The 23240-nt window shown below is 77.4% G+C and carries 15 protein-coding genes; 2 read left to right on the top strand and 13 right to left on the bottom strand.

What is annotated here, in order from left to right; genetic code table 11:
• Positions 1 to 30 precede the first annotated feature (30 nt).
• The 5 genes from ACZ7LB_RS21025 to ACZ7LB_RS21005 all read right to left on the bottom strand — a co-directional run bounded on the left by ACZ7LB_RS21025 (position 31) and on the right by ACZ7LB_RS21005 (position 5597).
• Positions 31 to 1245, bottom strand: coding sequence for a cytochrome P450 (locus ACZ7LB_RS21025; RefSeq protein ID WP_471470201.1), 1215 nt, complete (start codon positions 1243 to 1245; stop codon positions 31 to 33).
• Between the two features lie 624 nt (positions 1246 to 1869).
• Positions 1870 to 2106 (bottom strand): DUF6213 family protein, encoded by a 237-nt coding sequence (locus tag ACZ7LB_RS21020; RefSeq protein WP_471470199.1) that lies wholly within the window; start codon positions 2104 to 2106, stop codon positions 1870 to 1872.
• 27 nt (positions 2107 to 2133) lie between these two features.
• Entirely contained in the window at positions 2134 to 3519 is a 1386-nt protein-coding gene (locus ACZ7LB_RS21015) for an NADP-dependent succinic semialdehyde dehydrogenase (RefSeq protein ID WP_471470197.1), read from the bottom strand.
• Positions 3520 to 3600: 81 nt separating this feature from the next.
• A complete protein-coding gene (locus ACZ7LB_RS21010) occupies positions 3601 to 4062 on the bottom strand; it encodes an NUDIX hydrolase (RefSeq protein ID WP_471470195.1) in 462 nt (153 codons plus the stop codon).
• Positions 4059 to 5597 (bottom strand): ATP-dependent DNA ligase, encoded by a 1539-nt coding sequence (locus ACZ7LB_RS21005; protein ID WP_471470193.1) that lies wholly within the window; start codon positions 5595 to 5597, stop codon positions 4059 to 4061. The genes ACZ7LB_RS21010 and ACZ7LB_RS21005 overlap by 4 nt, the downstream gene beginning before the upstream one ends.
• A 233-nt stretch (positions 5598 to 5830) precedes the next feature.
• Between ACZ7LB_RS21005 and ACZ7LB_RS21000 the strand changes: the two genes are divergently transcribed.
• Complete coding sequence (locus tag ACZ7LB_RS21000) at positions 5831 to 6439, top strand: helix-turn-helix domain-containing protein (RefSeq protein ID WP_471470191.1); 609 nt, start codon at positions 5831 to 5833, stop codon at positions 6437 to 6439.
• A 495-nt stretch (positions 6440 to 6934) separates the two neighbouring features.
• On the top strand, positions 6935 to 7129 hold the full coding sequence (locus tag ACZ7LB_RS20995) for a hypothetical protein (protein WP_161226796.1): 195 nt from the start codon (positions 6935 to 6937) through the stop codon (positions 7127 to 7129).
• A 12-nt stretch (positions 7130 to 7141) separates the two neighbouring features.
• Here the strand turns inward: ACZ7LB_RS20995 and ACZ7LB_RS20990 are convergent, their stop codons facing one another.
• The 8 genes from ACZ7LB_RS20990 to ACZ7LB_RS20955 form a co-directional block, all read right to left on the bottom strand.
• Positions 7142 to 7486: a DUF779 domain-containing protein gene (locus ACZ7LB_RS20990; protein WP_471470189.1), complete on the bottom strand. Its 345-nt coding sequence runs from the start codon at positions 7484 to 7486 to the stop codon at positions 7142 to 7144.
• Positions 7487 to 7707: 221 nt separating this feature from the next.
• Complete coding sequence (locus tag ACZ7LB_RS20985) at positions 7708 to 8091, bottom strand: luciferase domain-containing protein (RefSeq protein ID WP_471470187.1); 384 nt, start codon at positions 8089 to 8091, stop codon at positions 7708 to 7710.
• A 336-nt stretch (positions 8092 to 8427) separates the two neighbouring features.
• Positions 8428 to 10512, bottom strand: coding sequence for a hypothetical protein (locus ACZ7LB_RS20980; RefSeq protein ID WP_471470185.1), 2085 nt, complete (start codon positions 10510 to 10512; stop codon positions 8428 to 8430).
• The gene (locus tag ACZ7LB_RS20975) at positions 10509 to 14420 is read right to left on the bottom strand and encodes a DUF5682 family protein (protein WP_471470388.1); all 3912 of its coding nucleotides are present in this window, start codon (positions 14418 to 14420) and stop codon (positions 10509 to 10511) included. Before ACZ7LB_RS20975 ends, ACZ7LB_RS20980 begins: the two co-directional genes overlap by 4 nt.
• Positions 14417 to 15583, bottom strand: coding sequence for an ATP-binding protein (locus tag ACZ7LB_RS20970; RefSeq protein WP_471470183.1), 1167 nt, complete (start codon positions 15581 to 15583; stop codon positions 14417 to 14419). Before ACZ7LB_RS20970 ends, ACZ7LB_RS20975 begins: the two co-directional genes overlap by 4 nt.
• A gap of 71 nt (positions 15584 to 15654) precedes the next feature.
• Positions 15655 to 20733 carry a hypothetical protein gene (locus ACZ7LB_RS20965; RefSeq protein WP_471470181.1) on the bottom strand — a complete coding sequence of 1693 codons (5079 nt, stop codon included), beginning with the start codon at positions 20731 to 20733 and terminating at the stop codon, positions 15655 to 15657.
• A complete protein-coding gene (locus tag ACZ7LB_RS20960; RefSeq protein WP_471470179.1) occupies positions 20730 to 21584 on the bottom strand; it encodes a DUF4132 domain-containing protein in 855 nt (284 codons plus the stop codon). Before ACZ7LB_RS20960 ends, ACZ7LB_RS20965 begins: the two co-directional genes overlap by 4 nt.
• Before the next feature lie 303 nt (positions 21585 to 21887).
• Positions 21888 to 23165: an amidohydrolase gene (locus tag ACZ7LB_RS20955; RefSeq protein WP_471470177.1), complete on the bottom strand. Its 1278-nt coding sequence runs from the start codon at positions 23163 to 23165 to the stop codon at positions 21888 to 21890.
• Positions 23166 to 23240: the final 75 nt, after the last annotated feature.

The following is a 23240-nucleotide window of genomic DNA, read 5'->3' as shown; positions in this document are numbered from 1 at the left end:
CGCTAGGGCCGCCGCCCTCACCCGGCCCGCTCACCACGTCACGGGCAGGGCCTCGGGCCCGCGGATCAGCGCGCCCCGCTTGAAGGGGACCTCCTCCGGCGGTACCGCGAGCCTCATCCCCGGCACCCGGTCCAGCAGGATGTCCACCAGCAGCTCCGACTCCAGCCGGGCCAGCATCCCGCCGGGGCAGTGGTGCGGGCCGGAGCCGAAGGACACATGCGGATTGGGGCTGCGGGAGAGGTCGATCGTGTCGGGGTCGGGGAAGACCCCGGGGTCGCGGTTGGCGGCCAGGTACGACACGTAGACCGCGTCGCCCGCCCGGATCCGCGCCCCGTGCAGCTCCACGTCCTCCAGCGCGATCCGGGCCAGCCCCACCGCGTTGCGGTGCGGAATCCAGCGCAGCAGTTCGTCGACGGCGGCGGGCCGCAGCTCCGGCGCCGACCGCAGCCGCTCGGCCAGTCCGGGCCGGGTGAGCAGGAGGTGGAACATCTGGCCGCTGTTGTTGGTGACCGCCTCGCCGCCGATCTGCAACAGGACCGCGAGGCCCACCGCCTCCTCCATGGTGATCCCGCCCCGTCCCACGGCGGCACCGAGCAGCGAGGTGACGTCCTCGGCGGTGCTCCGGGCGCGTGAGCCGATCAGATCGGCGAAGTAGGCGCTCAGCTCCCGCGTGGCCCGCTCGCCGACGTCCGGGCCGTGCGCGGCGGACAGGATGAGACGCGTCCAGGTGTGCAGCGAGCCACGGTCGGCGTCCGGCACCCCCATCAGCTCGCAGACGACGGCGACGGGGAACGGGCCCAGCACGGCCGCGGTGAGGTCGGCGGGCGGTCCCGCCGCCACCATGTCGTCCACCAGCCCGGCCAGCAGGGCCCGCGCCCGCTCCCGGACCCGCTCCACGCCCCGGGCCGTGAACGCGGCGGCCACCGCGCCGCGCAGCCGGGTGTGGTCCGGCGGGTCGAGGAAGCCGACCGCGCCGCGCGCCGGGACGAAGTGCCGGGCGAGCCGGGTGACCTGCCGTTCCATCACCGCCTCGCGGCCGAACCGCGGGTCGTTGGTGACCAGCCGCACATCGTCGTGGCCGGTGACGAGCCAGGCCCAGCCCTCGCCGTCGGGCAGGGCGATCCGGGTGACCGGGCCCTCGCGCATCAGCTCGGCGAGGACCGGGTCGAACTCCGAGCCCGGCAGGTCCGCGACGGGCCACTCCCGCACGGGCGGCAGCGGCCGGGAGACCGTCTCTTCGCTCATGCGTTCCTCACACCCTGCCCCGGGTCCTCGGCCCGCCCGCGCGGGCGGGCCGAGAAGTCCGGGTCGCCCGCGTCCCGGCCGTACCGTCCGGCCGGCTCCGCGAGGGCCGGAGCGAGCGGCTCCGTGGCCGTCGGCACCCGTCTGCCCGGCAGGAGGCGGAATCCGGTCGCCCTGACGTCGTGGAGCCGGTCGCGGTCCTCGGAGCCGGAGTGCCCCGGGGCTCTCCCGGTGGACTGCGCGAAGTGCCCGGCCCGGACCCCCGTGTCCGCGGCCATCCGCGGGAACAGGGGCGGTCGGGGGTGACCGGCACGCCGTTCCCGTGCCGGCGGGAGCGTCTCCTCCCTCGTGATCACGTACTCCGGCACGGACCCCGAGGATCTGCGCAACGTCGCCATGGACCGTGCCTGCTTTCGCCTCGCGGAAGGCCCTCGGCCCACCGGCCGGAGGGCCGCTCCCCTCGTCCGGGGGTGTTCCCCCACGATCACCCGGCCGGACGGCGATCTCTCGTCGGGCTACTCCGTACCGGGGACCGCCGGCGGGTACCGGCGGCGCGGACCGCGCGCCCGGCGGACGGGAGGGGGCCGCGCCCGCCCGGCGCGGCGGGAGGGCGCGGCACGGGACCGGTCAGGAGGACCGGCCGCTGCTGTGGGCGATGCACGCCACGTCGATCCGGTCGGCCAGCTTGGCCAGCTCGATGGTCAGGGCCGCGACGGTGTCCTCGTCCAGACCCTCGTCACCGGCCTCCACCAGCCGCAGCCACCGGCCGCCGACCGTGCGCAGCAGCTTGCTCACATCGGCCGCGGACACCCGCAGGGTGCCGCGGTGGTCGACGATCAGAGGCAGGGTCACTTCGCGCGTCACAGGAAGGGATCGTAGACCCGCCACCCCCTACGCCCCGTGCCATACGGTGGTGATGTTGCAGAACTCCCGGATTCCGTGCCCGGACAGCTCACGTCCGTAGCCCGACCGCTTGACCCCGCCGAACGGGAACGCCGGATGGGACGCGGTCATCCCGTTCACGTACACGCCGCCCGCCTCCAGGTCCCGCACGAAGCGCTCCACATCGGCCTCGTCGCGGGTCCACACGTTCGAACTGAGCCCGAAGTCCGTGTCGTTGGCGATCAGCACCGCCTCGTCCAGGTCGGCCGCCCGGTACAGCGTGGCGACCGGCCCGAACGCCTCCTCGCGGTGGATCCGCATCTCCCGGGTGATGTCCGCCAGCACCGTCGGCGGGTAGTACCAGCCCGGCCCCTCGGGGCGCTCGCCGCCGCACAGGACGGCCGCCCCGCCGCGCACCGCGTCCTCGACCAGCTCCGCCAGATCCGTCACCCCCCGCTCGCTGGAGAGCGGCCCGACGTCCGTCCCCTCGTCCATCGGATCACCCACCCGCAGCGCCCGCATGCCCTCGGTGAAGCGCTCCGCGAACGCGTCGTACACCTCGGTGTGCACGATGAACCGCTTGGCGGCGATGCAGGACTGACCCGCGTTCTGCACCCGGGCGGTCACCGCCACCCGCGCGGCCCGGTCGAGGTCGGCCGAGGGCATCACCACGAACGGGTCGCTGCCGCCCAGCTCCAGCACCGTCTTCTTGATCATCTCCCCGGCGGTGGAGGCGACCGCCCGCCCGGCGGGCTCGCTGCCGGTGAGGGTGGCGGCCCGCACGCGCTCGTCGCGCAGGACGGCGTCGACCGCGGCCGAGCCGATCAGCAGGGTCTGGAAGCAGCCCTCGGGAAAGCCCGCCCGGTGGAACAGGTCCTCCAGGTACAGGGCGGTCTCCGGCACGTTCGAGGCGTGCTTGAGCAGTCCGACGTTGCCCGCCATCAGCGCCGGGGCGGCGAACCGGACCACCTGCCAGAGCGGGAAGTTCCACGGCATCACGGCGAGCACCGGGCCCAGCGGCCGGTAGCGGACCAGGGCCCGGGAGGCGCCCGAGTCCGCCACGTCCGCGGCCCCGGGCTCCTCGTCTGCGAGCAGGCCGGCCGCCCGCTCGGCGTACCAGCGCATCGCCCCGGCGCACTTGGCGGCCTCCGCGCGGGCCTGGGCGACCGGCTTGCCCATCTCCGTGGTGATGACCCCGCCGATCGCGTCCCGGTCCTCGTCCAGCAGGTCGGCGGCGCGGCGCATCAGCCGGGCCCGCTCGTCGAACCCCGTCGTCCGGTAGGTGCGGAAGGTGGCCTCGGCGAGCCGGAGCCGCCGTTCGATCTCCTCCTCGCCCATGGCCTCGTACGTCCGGAGCGTGTCGCCGGTCGCCGGGTTCACCGTCGCGATGGGCATGGCCGTCCTCCCTGGGTGCGCGTGTCTGCTTCGACCCCTGCCCCGCGTCGCGGCGCACCGCAACGCGGACGGGGCGCGTCGTCACCGGGACGAGTGCTCAGCCAGCCGGTCGAGAAACGCGGACTGCGCCCCGACGATCACCTCGCGGGCCCGTTCCAGCCCGAACCACGCCACCCGGTCCAGCTCCGGGAACTCCGCCGTCCGGCCCGAACGGGGCGGCCACTCCATGCGGAACGTCCCGGGGACGACGGCCGCCGGGTCCAGATCCGCCTCCACCGCCCAGGCCGTGACGACCTTGCCGCCCGCCTGCCGGACCTCCCCGAGCGGCACGGCGGGCCCCTCCGGCGGCGGCAGCCCCAGCTCCTCGGCGAACTCGCGCCGGGCCGCGTCCCAGGCGCTCTCCCCGCCCTCGTACTCGCCCTTGGGGAGGGTCCAGGAACCGGCGTCGCGGCGGGCGTGGAAGGGACCGCCCATGTGGCCGAGCAGGACCTCGGTGCCGTCCCGTCCCGGCCGGTGCAGCAGCAGCCCCGCACTCCGCCTCACGGCGCGGCCCCGGGGTGGGCGGCGAGCAGCGCCTCCACCGAGTCCGCCTCCTCGGGACGCTTGTCCTTCCGGTAGCGCAGGACGCGGGCGAAGCGGAGGGTGACGCCGGCCGGGTAGCGGGTGGAGCGCTGGAGGCCGTCGTAGGCGATCTCGACGACGAGTTCGGGCCGGACGGTGACCCCCCAGGGGTGCTCCGTCACGGCCAGTTCCCGCAGCCGTCCCGTCTGCCAGGCCAGCAGGGCGTCCGTCATCCCCTTGAACGTCTTGCCCAGCATCACGAAGGAGCCGTCGGCCGCGCGGGCGCCCAGATGCAGGTTGGAGAGCCGGCCGGTGCGGCGGCCGTGCCCCCACTCGGCGGCCAGCACCACCAGGTCGAGGGTGTGCACGGGCTTGACCTTCAGCCAGGACGCGCCGCGCCGCCCCGCGCCGTACGGGGCGTCCAGGGCCTTGACGACGACGCCCTCGTGGCCGCGCTCCAGTGCCCCGGCGAGGAACCGCTCCCCGGCGGGCGCGCCGTCCGGCCCCCGCACCACGGCGCGGCGCACCCGGGCGGCGTCCGGCACCAGCCGGGCCAGCTCCGCGTGCCGCTCCGACAGCGGCAGGTCCAGCAGGTCGCGGCCGTCGACGGAGAGGGCGTCGAAGAACACCGCGGAGACCGGCACCGCCCGCGCCGCCGTGGCCACGTCGGCACGGGAGCCGACGCGTCCGGCGGTCTCCTGGAAGGAGCGGGGCCGCCCGCCGGCGGTCAGCGAGATCACCTCGCCGTCCAGGACGAACCGCTCACCGGGCAGCGACCGGGCCGTCGCGGCGACCTCCGGGAGCCGGTCCGTGATGTCGTCCAGGGTCCGGGTGTACACGCCCACGGCCGCGCCGTCGCGGTGCACCTGGACGCGGATGCCGTCGAGCTTCTCCTCGACCGCGCAGTCGCCCAGCCGATCCACCGCCTCCGTGACCGAGGACGCGCTGTGCGCCAGCATCGGCAGCACCGGACGGCCCACGGTGAGCCGGAACCGGTCCAGGGCCCCCGGGCCGTCGGCGAGCAGCGCCGCGGCCACCGCGGGCAGCGAACCCGCGAGCATCACCGCGCGCCGGACCCCCGCCGGGGGCGCCCCGGTGGCCAGTGCCAGTCCCTCGACGGCCACCGCCTCCAGGGCGCCCTGGCGGACCTCACCGGTGAGCAGGCCGCGCAGGAAGCGCTGCTCCTCCGCGGTCGCCGCGCCCATCAGCTCCTCGACCAGCCGGGCCCGCCCGGCCTGCGCACCGGGCCCCGACACCCCGGCGAGCCGGGTCAGCAGGGCGTCCACCGCGCGCACCGTCAGCGACGGTCCGGCGGCGGGTTCCACCGGCCGTGCCAGCGTCTTCCAGCCGACGCCGATGCGGCCCTGGGGGAGGCGCCCCGCGAGATACGGGATGACGACGGGCACGTCCTCGGGGTCCGCCTCCCCGAACAGCTCCGCGAGCAGCGCGGTCTTGCGCGACCGGGCCGACACCGCGCCGACCTCCCGCGACACCTCGGCCACCCGGGCGAACAGCATGCCCCCATGGTGCACCGGGCCCGCCGGGTCCACATCCCCGCCGGTGCGGTGCGGTGCGGTGCGGTGCGGTGCGGGGCCGGGGCGTGGCGGGCGACGGGGTGCGGGCGGGTGCCGTGGTGGCGCGGCCGGGCGGTGCGGCGGAGCGGTGCTGGCCGCCGGTGCGGGCTGCGGGCCGCCGCCGGGCCGGGGCTCCGGGGTGACGGGTGCCCCCGCCGGTTCCGCACAATGGGGTCATGACCGCAGACGACGTCCTCGCCCGGGTCGGCCCCAGGCTCCGGCAGCTCCGCAAGGAGCGCGAGATCACCCTCGCCGCCCTGTCCGAGGCGACCGGGATCTCGGTCAGCACCCTCTCCCGGCTGGAGTCCGGACTGCGCAGACCGACCCTGGAACTGCTGCTGCCCCTGGCCGGTGCCCATCAGGTGCCCCTGGACGAGTTGGTCGGCGCGCCGCCGGTCGGCGATCCCCGGGTGCGTGCCGAACCGGTCGTGCGCGAGGGGCGCACCCACTGGCCGCTCACCCGCCAGCCCGGCGGACTCCAGGCGTTCAAGGTGCTGGAGCCCCGCCGCTCCCGGGAACCGGACCCGCGCAGCCACGAGGGCTACGAGTGGCTGTACGTGCTCTCCGGACGGCTGCGGCTGGTCCTCGGCGAGCACGACGTGGTGCTGGGCGCGGGCGAGGCCGCCGAGTTCGACACCCGGGTCCCGCACTGGTTCGGGTCGACGGGGGAGGGGCCGGTGGAGTTCCTCAGCCTGTTCGGCCCGCAGGGCGAGCGGATGCACATCCGCGCCCGGCCCGCACGTCCCGAGGGCCCCGCCCGTCCCGAGGGCCCCGCCGGGCGGTGACGCTGCCGGTCCGTGACGCTGCGGGTCGGACCGGCGGTGGAACGGAGCGGTCCCGGGCGGGCCGGCCGGGGTGCCGGGCGTCGGACCGGGCGCGGTGGGGCTCTCCCCGGGGCCGGGACGCGGAAGCGGGCGCCGTGTCCGGGCGGGGCGGCGACCGGCGTACCGCCCCCGGTACGGTCGGTCTCCCGGGGTCGGGAGCGGGTCCGGCGCACGGCCGGGGATGCCCGGCGGCGACGACCGGTGTATGGCGACTGCTCCATAACACCGTCTGAACGTCGGGGAATTGACTCCACGGGTGAGCGCCCGCCGTCGCCGGACGGGCCGGGTCCCTAGGCCCCGCGGCCGCGCCCGGCCCGTGCGCGAGCCGTGCACGGGCGGGGGAGCGGCACCGGACACCACACGTTCGGCGGACAGGTCATCCGCCCGGACGAACCCTCCGCTGGGCCACACTTGCCGCCGAACGCCGCGAAGCGGACGTGGTGAAGGAGGCGGACGATGGCCATTTCCATCTCTGTGGTGCTGTTGCTGTTCATCTTCGCGGTGATCTTCCTGCGCAACGGCGGGCTGAAGATCTCGCACGCGCTGGTCTGCCTGCTGCTCGGCTTCTATCTGGCGAGTTCCAGCATGGCCCCCACCATCAGCAGCGGCCTGGCGGCGACGGCGGACATCGTCAGCAGCCTGCGACCGTGACACGGGGCGCCGTCAGGCGCCGACGACCCGGGAGCGGATGAGGAAGCGGACGCCTTCGGGGGCCTCCAGGGAGAAGCCGCTGCCCCGGCCGGGCACCACGTCCACGGTCAGCGCGGTGTGGCTCCACACCGCGAACTGGGCACGGGACATCCAGAACGGCACGGGCTCGGCGACGCCCTCCACCGCCAGCTCCGCCAGCAGCACGTCCGCGGCGCCGGTGCGGAACTCACCGGCCGGGAAGCACATGGGGGCGCTGCCGTCGCAGCATCCCCCGGACTGGTGGAACATCAGCGGACCGTGTTCCGCGCGCAGTCGGCGCAGCAGCCCGGCGGCCTCCGGGGTGAGTGCGACGCGCACGGTGTCGCCGGACGTCCCCGGGGCCCTGGACGGACCGGGTGCCTCGGGAGCCTCCGACGGGCGGGGTGTCTCGGGTGTGGGGGGTGTCTCGGGGATGTGGGGCATGCGGTGCATGCCACCACGGGGGACGTTGCGACGGCGTTGCGGTCCCGGCGGTGCCGACGGCCCCGGAGGTGCCGGTGGCCCGAGTGGTCGGCGCGGGGCCGCGGACGGCCGTCGGATCAGCGGACGCCGTCGCGGCGCAGGACGGTGACGCGGCGGTAGTTGCAGCCGGACGGGGTGTCGGTGGGCGGGTAGGTCAGATGGGCCTTGAGCGCGACGCTCGTCAGGCTGAGCAGGAGGTCTATGTCGGTTCCGCAGTCCAGGTGCACGGTCGCCCACGGGGAGTCCGGCACCAGGCGTATCGCGCTGGAGCCCCCGAGGTCGTAGTGGAAGCGTTGGATGGCCCGCCGGGTGAGATGGAGGTCCACATCCCGGTCCGAGTGGAAGTGGACGATGTCGTCGCGGACGGAGCGGAGAGCCCGCCCCGTCCCGCAGCTGGCCCTGCTCGTGGTGAGGTCGGGCCAGGCCTGCAGCCGCTCCAGGGCGTGCTGAGCCAGAGTCATGCCCCCATCGTGGCCGGATCACCGCCCGGCAACCAGGGGTTGAGCGATTCGTAACCGGCATGTGAGGCCGGACGCCCGCCGCCCGGTCCGGCGGGGGCCGGAGCGGCACCGCGCGGTGCCCCTCCCCGGCCCCGGGGGCGGCGGGCCGAGGGCCCCGGGGAAGCCGTTGTCCGTGGGGACGGGGGCGGGGGGCGAACAGGGACGCGGCGGCGGGGCCCGGACGTCCAGGTGAACCGGGACCCGGCGGTGGAGCCCGGACGTGCCGCTGCCCTCCGGCGGGACGGTCCGGTGGCGGTCCGTGTCGCGGGGTGCGACGCGGACCGTCGTCCCCGCCGGTCAGCCGTCCGTTCCCGGCACCGCCGGCGGCGGTGCCCCGGCCGCACCCGGTGCCGCGTCCCGCCCCGCCGGAACGGGGGCCGCCGGGTGGAGGGGCGTCGGGCGGAGGGGCGCCGTGCCCCAGGAGGCGGCGCAGAGCGCGCGGTCCAGCTCCTCGGTGTACACCGAGGCGGCCAGCCACGCCCGGGAGAACCGCCCGGCGTCGGCGGGCAGCAGCCGGCCGAAGGGGTCCCGCCCGCGGTCCGCGGCGGCCCCGCGCAGCTCGTCCAGGAGGTCACCGGCGGTCGTGAGACCGTTGCGGCGCAGCCGCGCGCCGTCCGCGTCCTCGCGGTGGCCGGAGAAGGCCAGCACCCGCCGTCCGCCGGAGACGGCCTGATGGACCCGGCGGCGCAGCAGATGCAGGGGCGCCTCGTCGCCCGGCGGCGCGAGGGGCGCCGCCGGTGCCGGGGATGGCGGGAGGTCCGCGCGGCGCAGCCGGTCGAGCCCCAGGTCCACCCGGACACCGGGGTCGGTGGGATGACCGGCCGCCAGCAGCAGCGCCCGCGGCACCGGACCGGGGGTGAGACGGGCGATCACCCGCAGCCGGAGGCCACCGGCGGAGGCGAGCAGCCGCAGGTTCTCCCGGTACGGCAGCGCCGGGTCGTCGTGGGCGGCGGCCAGCCGCACCGCCACTTCGCCGCAGTGGGCCACCAGGCACTCGCCCGCCGCCTCGCGCACCGTCCCGGCCGTCGTCACGTCGAGGAACAGCAGGTCCTGACCGGACGTCAGGGCCCGGGAGACCTGCTCGGCCACCGGCACCGCCCACAGCCGGTCCAGGGGCTCCTCGTGCCAGGCGACCCCGGAGGCGCGCACCGCCCGTACGCCCGCACCCGCTCCGAGCCGCCCCGTCGGGGAGACCGTCGCGCCGGACACCGCGAGCCCCGCGCGGGAGAGCTCCCGGTGGGTCAGGGTGGTGTCCCCGATCCGCACCGCGCGGTCGGCGGCGCCCGTCGCCCGGCCCGCGCCGCCCGGGGCGACGTCGGACACCGTGCAGAGCCTGCCCCGGGCGTCGGCGGTCCAGGTGACCGCGCCCGCGTACCCGCTGGTGGTGAGGACGGGTTCGGAGAACAGCCCGTACAGCCGCAGCGAGCCGTCCGGGGTGTACGGCTGCCGCGCCGCGCCGCGCAACTCGGCCAGCTCCGGGCCGGTCGCGAGGGGGAGGCGGTGGGCGGCGGCCAGGACGTCGCGGAGCCCGGCGGCCAGGTCCGCCAGCCGGTGGGAGGGATCGCCGCTCCGGGCCGCGCGCACCGCCGTGACGACGGCGACGGCGCGTCCGGCCGCTCTCGGCAGTCCCGCGAGCCGCGCGGTGTGCGCCGCGCGCAGCAGCTCGGCCTGGAGCACGGCACCGGCCCCGTCCGCGCCGGCCTCCAGGACGGCGGTCGCCGCGTCGCGCAGGGCCCGGGCGGCGTCCCGCTGCGCGGGGGTCGCCCCGGGGCCGGGTCCGGGGTCGGCCGGGTCCGTACCGGGAGAGTGGGGGGAGTCGGGAGAGCCGGGGGAGCGGGGGCAGCCGGGGGAGCCGGCACGGGTCCGGCCCGCCGCGCCCGTGCCCGCGGCGGAGGCTGCGCGCCCGGGTGCCGTCGACGGCACCCGGTCCGGGCCCGGCGCGCCGTCGGCCGGACCCGGTGCGGTGGCCGCCGGTTCCCCCGGGCCGGGTGCGGTCCCGTCCGGGGGGCCCGGCGCCCCGGACGGCGAAGGCTCCGCCGCCGGGGCGCCGGCCGCGTCCCCTCCCGCGCCCTCGGCGGCCGGGTACTCGGCGGGGTCCGCGACCGGCGCCGCCGAGGCAGCCGCCGCGCGGTGCAGGCAGTCCGGCGCCAGCAGGCACCCGCAGCGGATCGCCCCGGCGTCCGTCACCGCGCCGCCGGGCGCGTGGAGTTCGAGGTCCGTGTCGTTGTCGACGGCGATCCGCACCACGTCCCCGTCCCGGACCGCGGGCCGGGCGGCCACCTTGGCGACGCCCGCGTCCAGCCGCTTGCGCAGCCGGGGCGTCAGCGCCGCGACGAGTTCGGCGGTGACCGCCGGATCGACCGGCGGAAGGTGCGCGTTCATGAGATCTTCTCCCCTACCCAGCGGGCGAGTTCCAGCGGACTGAGGGCGGCGACCGGCATGCCCGCCGCGACGAGCTGCCCCGCCACGCCGGTGGAGTACCGGGGGCGCCCGGAGTCGTCGAGGCTGGCGCAGCCCAGCACGTGGCACCCGGCCCCGACCAGCGCCCGCACCTCGGCGAGCAGACCGCCCAGCGGATACCCCTCCTCGAAGTCGCTGACGACCACGACGAGCGTGCGCGAGGGCACGGTGACCAGCTCCCGGGCGTGCCGCAGCCCCGCCGCGATGTGGGTGCCGCCGCCCACGCTGACCTCCAGCAGCAGCGACAGCGGGTCCTCGACGTGGTCCGTGAGGTCGATGACCTCCGTCGAGAAGGCCAGGAAGTGCGTGGACAGCGTGGGCACCCCGGCCAGCACCGACGCCGTCAGCGCGGCCCACACCGTGGACGCCTCCATCGAGCCCGACACGTCCGTCACCAGCACCAGCCGCCAGTCGGCGGCCCGCCGGGCCCGGCTGCGGAAGACGGGACGCTCCGGGACCACCCGGACCGTGCCGTCCGGCGCACGGCGCGCCGAGGCCAGGTTGGCCCGCAGTGTCCTGGGCAGGTCCAGACCGCCGCCCGGCCGGCGGCTGGGGCGCGGCAGCACCGTGCCGTGCAGCGCGGGGCGCAGCCGGGTCGACAACTGCCGGGTCAGCGCCTCGACCAGCCGCCGCACCAGGGGTCGCAGCGCGGCCAGCCGCGCCTCGGGCAGGCCGCCCGCGTGCCGCAGCACCGTGCGCAGCAGGTCGACGGAGGGGCGGACGCTCTCCGCGTCCAGTTCGGCCAGGACGTCCGAGCGGCCCGCGTCGGCCGCCGCCGCGAGGACCTCCTCACGGATGCCCGGACCGAACAGCGCCGCCAGCTCCTCCGACCACTCCCGGACCCCGGGGTAGGGGGCCTCCCGGCCGCCCACGCCCCCGCGGCCGGTCAGCTCGCCCCTGCTGCCCTCGCCGCGGCCGTTGCCGTACAGCTCGTCCAGGGCGGTGGCGAGGGCCGCCGCGGACGGCGGCAGCCGGTCGGAACGGCGGCCCAGCACCAGCCGCCAGCGGTCGGCGGGGGCCAGCCACCGCTCCTCGGCGGCGGCAGCCCCGGCCCCTGTGGCACCTGAGGCATCCTCGGCACCGGTGCCGGGAGCATCGACACCCCCGCGCCCGGGGGCACCGGTGCCGGACCCCTCCGGACCGCCGGACATGCCGGGGACGGCGGCCTCGCCGGGAACAGCGGCCGTGGCGGACGGGGCCGGACCGCCCGACGCGCCGGGCCCGGCGGGAGGAGCCGCCCCGATGGCGGCCGCCGCGGTGGTGACGGTCCCGTCGGGCGCGGTGCCCGGGACGGACGCCGTGTCGTCCGCCGGGGCGGGCCCGGCGGTGGCCGGCGCGGGCAGCAGCCCCAGGGCGCCGAGGGCCGTCCGGGCGGTGAGGTCCGCCCCGGTCCACAGCGCCAGGGCGACGGGATCCACCCCTGCGGTGTCGGCGAGATGTCCGGTGTCCAGCCGCTCCTCGACGGCGGACAGCAGCCGTTCCCGGGCGGCCGGACTCAGTGCGTCGAAGCCGCCGCGCAACGCCGGGAGCCGGTCCAGGAACTCCCGGTCGGCCAGCTCGGACACCCGGTCGAGCAGCGGGTCCAGCGCGGGAGCGGCCGACTCCAGCAGCGGACCGGCGGCCGTCAGCAGCCCGGTCAGCCGGGCGGTCAGCGCCGACCGCGACACCGCGTCGCCCGCCGTGTCGAGCCAGGCGGCGACCCGGTCGCCCAGGACCCGGGGGTCCTCGTGGCCCAGCAGCACCCGGACGGCTCCGGCCGCGCCCCGCATCAGCGGGGAGCCGTCCCGGGCCAGCCGGGCCAGCGCGCCGGCCAGCCGCACCCCGCCGGACACGTCCGCCCGGTGGGCCAGCTCCAGCAGGGCGTGCGCGTCCGCCGGGTCCTCGGAACCGGTGAGACCGTCCACCTGGCGCACCGCCGCCGCCGTCAGCAGCTCGGCCAGGGCGACGGCCCGCGCCGTCCGGTCCTCCGACGCGGGCAGCCCGGCGACATGGCCCGCCCGCAGCCGGTCCAGCAGCGCGAGCCCGCCCAGCAGTCCGGACAGGGAGGCCGCCCGGGGCAGCACCTCGGCCGCCTCCGCGAGCCGCGCGTCCGTCAGCTCCGGGAGGCCGCACCCGGCCGCCCGGTGAAGGCCCTCCAGGGTCTGCTCCGCCGTCGGGCCGCCCTCGTCCCGTTCCGCCCGCCACCGCTCCCGCAGGACGCCCTCGGCCGCCTGCGCGGGCGTGACACCCCGGACCCCGGCCGCCGACAGCATCGCCGCGGTCGCCGGTGTCCAGCGCACCTCCCAGCGGGTGGTCAGCGCCTCCGCGCCGCCCGCCCCGGCCACCTCCTTCGGTTCCGCGTACGGCACCCCGCACACCGACAGCCGCCGCAGCAGCAGATCGCGCCGCCGGTCCGTACCGGACCGGAGCGGGTCCAGCCGCAGGTCCCGGGCGGGGCCGGTGGTGCCGGGGCCGGGCAGGCCCAGCTCCGCGACCTCGGCCTCGACCGCGGGGACCAGACCGCTGCGGGGGGCGCCGGGCGCGGGGCGCCCGGTGCGGGTGCCGACGAGCACCCGCTCCATGGCCCGCGCGACGGCCCGGCCCCTGCCGTACGGCTCGCCCTGGGCGAGCACCGTCTGCACCGCTTCCACCAGCTCGCCCCGGCCCGCCGCGGGCAGCCCCCGCAGCCGGGCGAGGTCGGCGGCGAAACGGGCGATCTCCCGTGCGTCCGCCGGTCCCGAGGGGTGGCCGAGACCGCGCAGCTCCGCGCACACCCGTACGGCGGCGCCGGTCAGCGCCTCCTCCAGGGCGGCGGGATCGCCCGCGGCCCGCAGCACCCGGTGCTGCCACTCCGGGTCCCGGATGCCCGCCGGATAACCCGACCGCTCGTCCAGCAGCGCGTAGGCGTACGGGATCAGCGAGGTCGTCCACCCCGCGTCCCGGACCGCGCCCGAGACCCCGGCCCCGGGCTCCCCGGCCGCGGCCCGCGCCTGCCCCGCCTCCCGGACCGCGACGGCCGCCAGGGCCGGGGCGTGGAAGGCGCCGACGACGACGGCGGCGCGCTCCCCGCGCGCGGTGGCGGCGGACAGCCGGGAGCGCATCCACTCCTCCCGGCGCAGATCCAGCTCGGGCACCCCGCCCGCCGCCGCGGCCTCCTCGCGCAGCGCCCACCCGGTCAGGAGGGCGGCCCTGCGCAGCGCCTCGGGCGGTGACCCCGGGGCGGTGGCCTCCACCAGCCGGTCCCAGAGGTCCTCGCCGGGGCGGCCGGTGAGCCGAGACCGCAGCGCGGCCCCCACCCCCGCCCGCCACGGCTCGGCGGCCGCGGCGCTCCCGTCCTCCGGCTCCCCGGTGCTCCCGTCCTCCGGGGGACCCGGCACCGCGGACGGGGGGCCGGAGGGCCCGGGCGGGCCGCCGTCCGGGCCCCGGCGGCCCGCCGCCCACGCCCGGTCGGCCAGCGGCAGGTCGCAGGCCACGACCGGCACACCGTGCCGCGAGGCCCAGCGCACCGCGGCCAGCTCGGGGGAGAAGTCGGCGAACGGGTAGAACGCCGGACCCGCGCCCCCCGCCGCGGACGAGGGCGCCGCGGCCAGGGCGACGGGCGCCCGGGTCTCCTCGTGGCCCAGCCAGGGCAGCCACTCCTGCATCTCGGCGGGCAGCTCGACCAGCAGCACGTCCGGACCGGCCGCGTCCAGCAGCGCGGGCACGGCCGCCGCCAGGGAGGGCGCGTGGTGCCGCACGCCGATGAGGTACGGCGCCGCCGGGTCGTCCGCGAGGACGGCCACCGCCTCCTCCGGGGAGAGCGGCGCGGACGGGGCGGGGCGGGGGCGCGGGATCGGGGACACGGGCGTCAGTCCTCCAGGACCGTGCGCAGGTCCCACAGGGTGCGCCAGGTGGCCGAACCCTGCTCCGCGCGCCGCCGCACCGGACCGTCCCAGTAGCCGCGCAGCCGGGCCGCGTCGGCGGGATCGTCCTTGCGCACCACCCCGAGCAGATGCCCGGGCAGCAGCTCCAGCACGTCCCGGTCACCCGGGAAGTAGGCCGCCGCCAGCCCCAGGGCGCCCGCCACCGCCACCGCCTCGGCGGTGCTCATCACCGTCGACGGCCGCTCGATCTCCCAGCCCTCGGCCGACCGCCCCTCCCGCAGGTCCCGGAAGGCCACGACCAGGGCCTCCAGCACCGCGTCGTCGACCCGGAACGGGGCGCCCGCCCGCTCCACACAGGCCCGCGCCTGGCCGCGCACCAGCGCCGTCTCCGCGTCCAGGTCCCCGATGGGGCCGACCGTCTCGAAGTTGAAACGGCGCTTGAGCGCGGCGGACATCTCGGAGACGCCCCGGTCGCGCAGGTTCGCGGTGGCGATCAGGTTGAACCCCGGCGCCGCGTGGGCCAGGGAGTCCTCGCCGCCCGCGAGTTCGGGGACCGCGATGCGCCGCTCGGACAGCAGCGACACCAGGGAGTCCTGCACCTCCGGCAGACAGCGGGTGACCTCCTCGACGCGGGCGATGCCGCCCCGGGTCATGGCCGTCAGCACGGGCGACGGCACCAGCGCCTGCCGGCTCGGACCCTGCGCGAGCAGCAGGGAGTAGTTCCACCCGTACTTGAGCTGGTCCTCGGTGGTGCCCGCGGTGCCCTGGACGACCAGGCCGCTCGTCCCGCACACCGCCGCGGACAGCAGCTCCGACAGCATCGACTTCGCCGTTCCCGGCTCGCCGACGAGCAGCAGGCCCCGCTCCCCGGCGAGGGTGACGACACACCGCTCCACCAGTGCCCGGTCGCCGACGAACTTGCCCCCGACCACCAGTCGCCGCGGCACGCCCTCGGGCACCTCCGCGTCGTCCGGCAGCCGCAGCGCCCGGCCGCCGCTGCCCATCACGAACGTGACGACGGCACGCGGCGTGAGCCGCCAGGAGGGCGGTCGCGGCCCGTCGTCATGGGCCGCGAGGAAGGCCAGTTCGGTGGCGAACAGGTCCTCGGGCGGCACGATCTGCCGGGCGGGACCGGGGGCGGTGGTGGTCATCGGCGTACTTCCGGTGGATTCTGGACGGTGGTCATCGCCGGAGCGCGGGACGGCTCCGGCACGGGCCGCGCTCACCGGCGGCGGCCCTTGCGCGTGGCGCGGGTGACGAGCTGCTCGTACGAGGGCGCGTCACCGGCGCGGACCCGGGCCCACGCGCGGGTGAACAGCTCGGGCACCGGCAGCGCGGGCACGGTGCGGCGGCCGGTGGCTATCGGGTACAGCCCCTCCTTCCACATCTCCAGCGGCAGCGCCGGGGACCTGAGGTCGTGCCATCCGCAGGGCAGGAACAGGGTGCGGCCGGCCCGCGTCCGCTTCGCCTCCACGACCAGGCCGCTGGCGGCCAGTTCGGCACGGGCCTTCTTCAGCCGCGCGGGCCGCCAGCCCGTCCAGCGGGCGCAGTTGCGGTCCGTCGGATCGGGCAGGGCGAGCAGCTGGAGGTAGAGCGCCGCCGCGTCCTCGCCCAGACCGTGGGCCGAGGCGACCTCGGCGACGAGTTCCGGCACGCTGACCGTGGGGTCCTGCGGGACGCCCGTCGGCCCGCCGGAACCCGGCCGGCCGACCGCGACCGCGTCGGCCAGACCGTCCCCGAGGACCGCCCGCAGCGTCCGCGGGGCCGCGTGTCCGGCGCCCAGGAGCCCGTCGAGCAGCCCGAGGGCCGGGTCGTCCGGCCCGGTCAGCGCCGACGGCCGGATCAGCACCGACTCGTGGTCGCCGTACCAGGGGCGCAGGGCGAGCGCGGCACCCGCCCAGGTGGTGCCGTGCGCGTCGGCGCCGCCGGTGGCCGGCAGACCGTACGCCTTGCGGATCTCGACGGAGGTGGAACCGCCCTTCTCCGTCCACGCGATGCCCATGTCGAGCAGCAGCCCCGGGTCCTCGAAGCGACGGCGCAGCGCGGCCAGGCCCTCGGGGAGCACGGAGCGCATCGGATGCCCGTAGGGCAGGGCGTAGGCGAGGGTGGCCAGGGCGGCGACCGCCTGCTCCACGGTGCGGCCCGCGGGGATCGCCTGCGGGTCCGCGGCGACCAGATTCCCGTCCTCGTCCGGCCGCTGCGTGGTGATCCGGCTCAGCCACGCGGTGCGGTCCGGGTTGAGCACCGCCTCGGCGGAGCCGAGCGACAGTCCGTCCAGGCCCACGGCCAGCTCCTCGGGCACCCGGACGAGGGAACCGTGGCGCTCGGCCCACACCCGGCCCGCCCGGGCCAGGTCGGGACCGTCGGTCCAGAGCCCGGCGGTCTCCTCGGGCAGCAGGGCGCCGACCAGCTCCGCCCGTTCCTGGACGCTCAGGGTGTCCAGCATCTCGTTGGCCGCGTCGAGCTGGCGGGGCTTCAGGCCCACCAGGAGGAGCGCCTCGGGGGAGAGCTTCTCGGGCTGTCCGGCGAGGAGCGCGGTGGCCTGCAGGCGGCCCACCGCGTCGCCGGTCTCGGCCATCAGCGCGGCCGGCGCGGCGTCCTGCCAGGGGACAGTGCCCTTCTCCCGGAGCAGCCGGGCCGCGACGGCCGGACCGCCGTCCGGCAGGACGGTGGTGAACCGGACCTCCCGCTCCAGCGCGAAGTGGGCGACGGCGCCGAACCGCCCCTCGGGGTCGTACTCGACGGCCTGCCAGTGGACGCGGTCGGTGCGGTAGTCGACCCGCTCGGAGTCGAGGACGACCACCGTGCGGCCGTCACGGCGCAGCACCTGGCCCGCGCGCTGCTGCCGGTCGTGCGGCTCGCTCAGTTCGATCTCGCGCAGCACCCCTCCCGGCGAGGCGAGCGGCCCCTCGGCGAGCGCCTCGAACAGCAGGACCAGCGCCTCCCGTTCGGCCTGCGGCAGGGTCGGCGACGCGGCCCGGACGACCAGCCCGCGCAGCGCGGGGAGCAGCGCCTGCCAGGGCACACCCGCCCGGGGCGCGGTGTGGTCGTCGCTGACCCAGCCGTCCGAGGACGCGGTGTGCCGGGCCTGGCCGGGCAGCGGCACTCCGTCGGCGGGGCCGCCGGAGAACACGTGGTTCACCGCGCGGATCTGGCGCAGCGTGTACCACTGGGTGTCGCTCCGGTGCGCTCCCCACAGGGAGGTCATCCCGGCGACGGCCGAGAGCAGCGTCCGGTCGTCGCCGTGCTCGGGGCGGTACTCCGCGAACATGCCCTCGGTCCGCTTGCGCTCCTGCTGGGGACGCTCGACGGGCGGGGTCGCGAACGTGGTGGCCGAACCGGCGGCCTGGAGGGCCAGGTTCACCAGCGACGCCACCCCGGCGACCAGCCGCTTGTCGGACAGCTCGGGCAGGGTGCGGGAGACCGCGCTCCGGAGGGTGGCCTCGGCGCTGGGGACGCTCCCCTGGCCGGCGGACTCCGGGGCCCGGGCGCCGTCCTGCCGCGCGGCCGTGCTCTCCTTGGCGGCGGCGACCAGCGCCCGGCGCTCGTCCAGGGCCCGCGCCGCCTCGGTCAGCAGCTCCGCCGCGCGGTCGTCGCCGAGGGCGCGCAGCACCGCCGACGCCTCCTCGTCCCGGGGGCGCAGCGCGTGCCAGAAGGCGATCGGGGGCACCATCCGGGTGCCTCCGGCGTAGGAGCCGCCCTCCTCGCCGGGGGTCACCGAGCCCAGCTCGCTGCCCTCCTCGCCGGGGGCGAGCAGGCGGACGTCGCGCCGCCGCAGGGCGACCACGGGCTCCGCGCCACCGGGCAGCCGCAGGGCACCGAGCGGCACCTGCCGCTGCCCGGAGGAGACGAGGGTGACGGTGCGTCCGTCGGGCGTGCCCGTGGTGGTGCGCTGTTCGCCGCCGGTGTCCTCGGAGCGCACCCAGCGGCCCAGGACGGTGCCGTCGGTGCCGAACGGGCTGCCCTCCAGCCCCGGCAGCAGCGGCAGCATCTCGCAGCGGTCCTGGAGGAGCGTGGTGTCGTCCAGCACGCCGGAGCGGAGGAAGGCGGGCAGGGACGCGCGGCCGTGCGTGCCGGTCGCGGGGTCGTACTCCAGCCAGAGGGGCCGCTTGCCCTGGTAGCCCTGGCGCCAGTGCAGCGTGCCGTCGGAGAGCACCGAACGGGACGCGGGCAGCACGGTGTCCCCGGCGTGCAGGGCGCGTCCGCCGGTGGCCCGGCCCCCGGCGGCCAGCGGGACCGAGGACGCGCCGGTGTCGAAGCGACGGTAGGCCACCTGCTCGCCGGTGAGCGCGACGACCTCGGACGGGCGGGTGGACCAGTAGCCCTGCTGCTTGGAGTCCTTCCACCACAGCACCAGCAGTTCACCGTCGGTGTAGCGGAACTGCGGGCGCTGCCAGCGGTCCAGGTCGGCCGGGAGCCGCAGGTCGTGGTCGAGGAGGATGCCCTCGGGGCCGACGACGATCGCCTTGCGGCCGCGGCTCACGATCAGGTTCGGCCACGCCTCGTTCACGATCAGCGTGTTGTCGTGGTCCTTCGGCGGCGCCTCGGCGTGCAGCCGGCCCAGGGCCTGCTCCAGGGCGGGCCAGTGCAGTTCGTCCATGATGCCGGCCCGCAGGGTGCGGCCCAGCAGGGGCGCGATCTCGTACGCGGCGACCCGGGCGACCGCCTCCGGGTTCACCGCGGCGGCCACCGCCCGGTAGGGGGCGAGCAGGTTCAGCGTGGTCCGCGCGTCCGGCAGGCCCACCGCGCCGGTGAGCCGCGCGACCGTGCCGTCCAGCCATTCGCGCAGCACGTCGCGGAGCACGGGGTGGCCGGCCAGGTGCTTCAGCACCCGCGAGGTGTCCCGGTCGCGGCCGGCTCCGCCGACGGCGTCGAGCAGCATCGGCCGCAGCCTCGGGTCCGCCGCCGAGGCGGTCAGGTCGCGGTGGCCGGGCGGATTGTCCCGCACCCAGCGGTCCAGACCCAGTCTGATGTCGGTGCCGGGCTCCGGGAGGGTGAGCGGGATCCGCTCGGCCGCGCACAGGTCCAGCAGGTCGAGGTCGGCGCCCGCGCGCCAGCGGCCCGAGAACAGGTCGACGGGGCGTCCGTCGGCACGCAGCCGCGGCGCCATGCGCGCCACCAGGGCGAGGGTGGCGGGGGAGCGGTCGGACTGGGAGCCGCCGTGCTTGCGGTGGGTGGCCCAGCGGGTGAGCCAGCCCGCGGGGTCGATCTCCGGCGGGTTCCCCCGGTCGTCCACGGCGGTCCCGTCCTCGTCGGTGAGCAGGCGGTCCGCGCCGCACTCGGCGAGCAGCTCCAGCCAGAACTCGTCCGCCCTGCCGTCCCGGTCCAGAGCGGCGGGCATGATCTCCAGGAGCCGGGCGCGCACCTCCGGGCGCCGCGCGGCCAGCGCCGGCAGCACCCCTCGGTAGGCGGTCCAGAAGGACTCGGGCGCCCGGACGGCGGCGGGCGAGGCCAGCAGATCGGCGACGAGGTCGCCCTCCGCCTCGGCCCGGTCCAGTCCGGCGGCCTTGATCAGCGCACGGGCGTCCTGCGGCAGCGAGGCGTAGGGCGGCATGCCGGCGGCGCAGCGCTCCACGGTGAGCTGCCGGAACTGCGTCCAGGCGTCCTCGGCCCGCAGCCGGCCCGACAGGTCCCGCACGTGCTGCTTCAGCGCCTTGACCGTCAGCGCGCCCGCGAAGGCGAACTCCAGGAAGACGGCGCGCTGCCGCTCCTCGTCGACGGTGAGGGCGTGCACCCGCTCGGCGTCTCGGGCCTTGCCGAAGAAGGCCGCGGCGTAGGTGGAGTTGTCGTGTTCGAGGAAGACCCGGGCGGCCTGCTCGTAGAAGGTGGGCAGGAAGTGCGGGACGGCCCGGCCGAGCCGGTCCCCGAGCGCCTCGAAGCCCTCCTTCGCCGTGCCGGGACGGGACTTGGCCTGCCGCGCGAGCCGCTCGACGTCCTTGACCAGGGCCAGCGCGTGGTGTCCGTTGGCCGGGTCGTTGACCAGCGCCCACGCGGGGAAGCCGAGGGTCTCCCGGCGGACCTGCCCCACCTCGGGGGTCTCCCGCTCGCGGACGAGGCCGAGGAAGTCCAGCGCGAGGTCCTCGGCCTCGCCGAGGGTGCCCGGCACGAGCCGCACGACGCGGCGGTCGCCCAGCGCCGGGTGGGTGTAGGCGCGGACGGTGAGGACGTCGGCGTCCTCGCCGGTGCTGCTGCCGGAGGGCAGGACGGCCCCGGCGTCCAGCAGCGCGGCGACGGCCGCGTCGTCGGGGGCGGCGGGTCGCCGGGCGGTGCCGGCCGTGCTCTGGTCCTGGGTGACGCTCATGCCGCCCGCTCCTCGTCCTCGATGTCCCGTCCGGCGTACAGCGCCGCCGCCATGCGCATGCCCTCGGACCAGGCCACCGGCCCGATCAGACCGAGCTTCAGCACCCGTCCCGCGGGGTCGGTCCACATCAGGGGACCGGTCTCCGCGTCGTCGTAGCCGTCGTAGTCGCCGACCCAGACGCGGGCCTCGACCGCCCGGCCGTCCTCGCGCACGGAGCAGATCGCGTTGCCGCCGCGCACGCGGTAGCCGAGCTGGGCGACCCGGCCGTGCAGGAACCGCTGCTGCTTGAAGGCGCCGCCCGCGTACTCCTCGACGGAGGTCGCCTCGGCGTCCAGCGCGGCGGGGCGGGACCACACCTCGCGGAAGAGCTGCTGGGCCCGCTGCTCGACGCCCAGCTCCACGGCGAACTCCCGCAGCTCCTCCAGGTCCTCCAGCAGGACCGGGTGGGGCAGCCGGACGAGGCCGGGGGCGATGCGCACGGTGTCCCCGTCGAGGTCGACGAGGCCGAGGCCGCGCTCGGGGTCGGCGTCGCGCAGGAAGCCGGCGACCCGGCCGTCGGCGCCGCTGACCACGAGGTCGCGCAGGGCCGAGCGCCAGGCGGGGTCGGGCCAGACGCGGGTGAGGACGTCGAGGGGCACCGGGAGGGAACGCACCATCCAGCGCTCCACGTCGGCCAGGCACTGGCGCTCGTGCCGCTCCAGCCATTCGGTGAGCTGCCGCAGACCGACGACCGCCGGGTCGTCCGCGAGCTTGGCGGGCACCGACTTCAGCCGCCGCCCCGCCGCGTTGCGGCAGACCACCCTCCCGTCCTCCAGAGCGACCTCGTAGTCGCCCGCCGAGACCCACCCCATACGTGCCTCCCCGCACCGCAGTGATCAAGTGCGGGGAACTCTAGGACAGGACACTGACAACGCCGTTCGAGCCCTGTGGACGAACGGGGCCGTACGCCTGGGGAAAAGTGTTCCGCCCCAGGTGGGGGAGGGTGAGGCCGGGTCCGCGGGGGCGGCGGACGCGGCTCGGGGTCCGGTTCGCGGGGGCGTTCCGCCGGTCCGTCCGGCCGCTCCGCAGGGGCGGGCCCACGCGTCGCGGACCCGCCCCTTCCGGTCACCGGTCCCTTCCGCTCGCTCGCCCCTCCGGCCGTTCGCCGCGCCCGCTCACCCCGCCGCGAACCGGTCCAGCGCCGCGGCGGCCAGCCCGGCGACGGCGGGGCGCAGCGCGCTGCCGATGTGGGGCGCGAACCGGGGGGAGTGGTTCGGGGCCGGCGGGGCCGGTGCGGCCGACGTGCCGGGCGGGGCCTCCCGGCCCGGCGCCGGTGTGTCCGTCGGTGCGCCCGCCGGGGCGGCGGCCCGGTCCGGGGCCGGGCGTCCGGGGTCCGCGACGCCCAGCATCCAGTAGACCAGCGGGATCCCGCGCTGCCCGTGGAACCGGGCCCCGGCGTCGCCGAACAGGGGGAAGTCCTCCGTGGCCAGCGAGCCTGGCCAGGGCAGCACGCGGGAGGCCCCCAGCAGTCCGGCCTGGGCCCGGCGCACCGACTCGGTGGCCGTCAGGTCGGAGCGCAGGGCCGCCGAGCGGGACACCACCCGCACCTCCGGTTCCCGGGGTGCCCCCGAGGCGGCGCTCTCCGCGTGGACGGCGCGGTGCACCGCCGTCAGCAGCCGGTCGAGGTCGGCGTCGGCACGGGCGCGGAGCCCGACGCCGAGCGCGGCGCTCTCCGGGACGACGTTGGCCGCCGTACCGGCCCGGACCATCCCCACGTTGAGGGCCATCCGGTCGGCGTGCGGGCCCGTGCGGGCGGTCAGGTTGTGCAGCCGGGTGATGACGGCGGCGGCGGTGACCACCGGGTCCAGGGCGAGCCCCGGGGTGGCGGCGTGACCGCCCCGGCCGTGCAGCACCACCTCCAGCACCGCGCCCGCCCCCGTCACCGGGGTCCCGTCCGGGGTGTGCGCCACCGTGCCGGAGGGCAGCGGCGCGGCGTGCTGGGCGAGGACGGCCCCGGGCCGGCCGAACCGCTCGTACAGGCCGTCGCGGAGCATGGCCTCGGCACCGGTCAGGGTCTCCTCGGCGGGCTGGCCGAGCACCACCAGGGTGCCCCGCCAGCGGTCGCGGAGCCGGGCGAGCAGATCGGTGGCGCCGGCCGCCGCGGCCAGGTGCAGATCGTGCCCGCAGGCGTGCATGGCGCCGGAGTCGCTGGCGTAGGGCAGCCCGGTCCGCTCACGGACCGGGAGGGCGTCGAGTTCCGCCCGCAGCCAGACACGGGGGCCGTCGCCGTTGCGCAGGACGCCGACGACTCCGTGCCCGCCCACGCCCCGGGTGACCTCGCAGCCCGCCGCCGCGAGCCGTTCGGCGAACCGGCCCGCGGTGCGCGCCTCGTGCCCGGAGGTCTCCGGGTGGGCGTGCAGGTCGAGGTAGAGGGCCAGGGCGGGCCGCAGCACCTCTCCGGCCCGGGTGAGGAGGCATGCCCCGGCCGTCGGCGCCGCGCCCCCGGACGGACCGCCCTTCGGCCCCCC

It is taken from the genome of Streptomyces sp. NPDC107521 (genome assembly GCF_055598485.1).
Note: the sequence above shows the minus strand (reverse complement) of the source record. Positions and strands in the feature narration are given on the sequence as shown.

Coding starts and splice junctions, on each gene's coding strand:
- ACZ7LB_RS21025 (WP_471470201.1), bottom strand. CDS start 1,245: ATGAGCGAAGAGACGGTCTCCCGGCCGCTGCCGCCCGTGCGGGAGTGG.
- ACZ7LB_RS21015 (WP_471470197.1), bottom strand. CDS start 3,519: ATGCCCATCGCGACGGTGAACCCGGCGACCGGCGACACGCTCCGGACG.
- ACZ7LB_RS21005 (WP_471470193.1), bottom strand. CDS start 5,597: ATGCTGTTCGCCCGGGTGGCCGAGGTGTCGCGGGAGGTCGGCGCGGTG.
- ACZ7LB_RS21000 (WP_471470191.1), top strand. CDS start 5,831: ATGACCGCAGACGACGTCCTCGCCCGGGTCGGCCCCAGGCTCCGGCAG.
- ACZ7LB_RS20995 (WP_161226796.1), top strand. CDS start 6,935: ATGGCCATTTCCATCTCTGTGGTGCTGTTGCTGTTCATCTTCGCGGTG.
- ACZ7LB_RS20985 (WP_471470187.1), bottom strand. CDS start 8,091: ATGACTCTGGCTCAGCACGCCCTGGAGCGGCTGCAGGCCTGGCCCGAC.
- ACZ7LB_RS20980 (WP_471470185.1), bottom strand. CDS start 10,512: ATGAACGCGCACCTTCCGCCGGTCGATCCGGCGGTCACCGCCGAACTC.
- ACZ7LB_RS20970 (WP_471470183.1), bottom strand. CDS start 15,583: ATGACCACCACCGCCCCCGGTCCCGCCCGGCAGATCGTGCCGCCCGAG.
- ACZ7LB_RS20965 (WP_471470181.1), bottom strand. CDS start 20,733: ATGAGCGTCACCCAGGACCAGAGCACGGCCGGCACCGCCCGGCGACCC.
- ACZ7LB_RS20960 (WP_471470179.1), bottom strand. CDS start 21,584: ATGGGGTGGGTCTCGGCGGGCGACTACGAGGTCGCTCTGGAGGACGGG.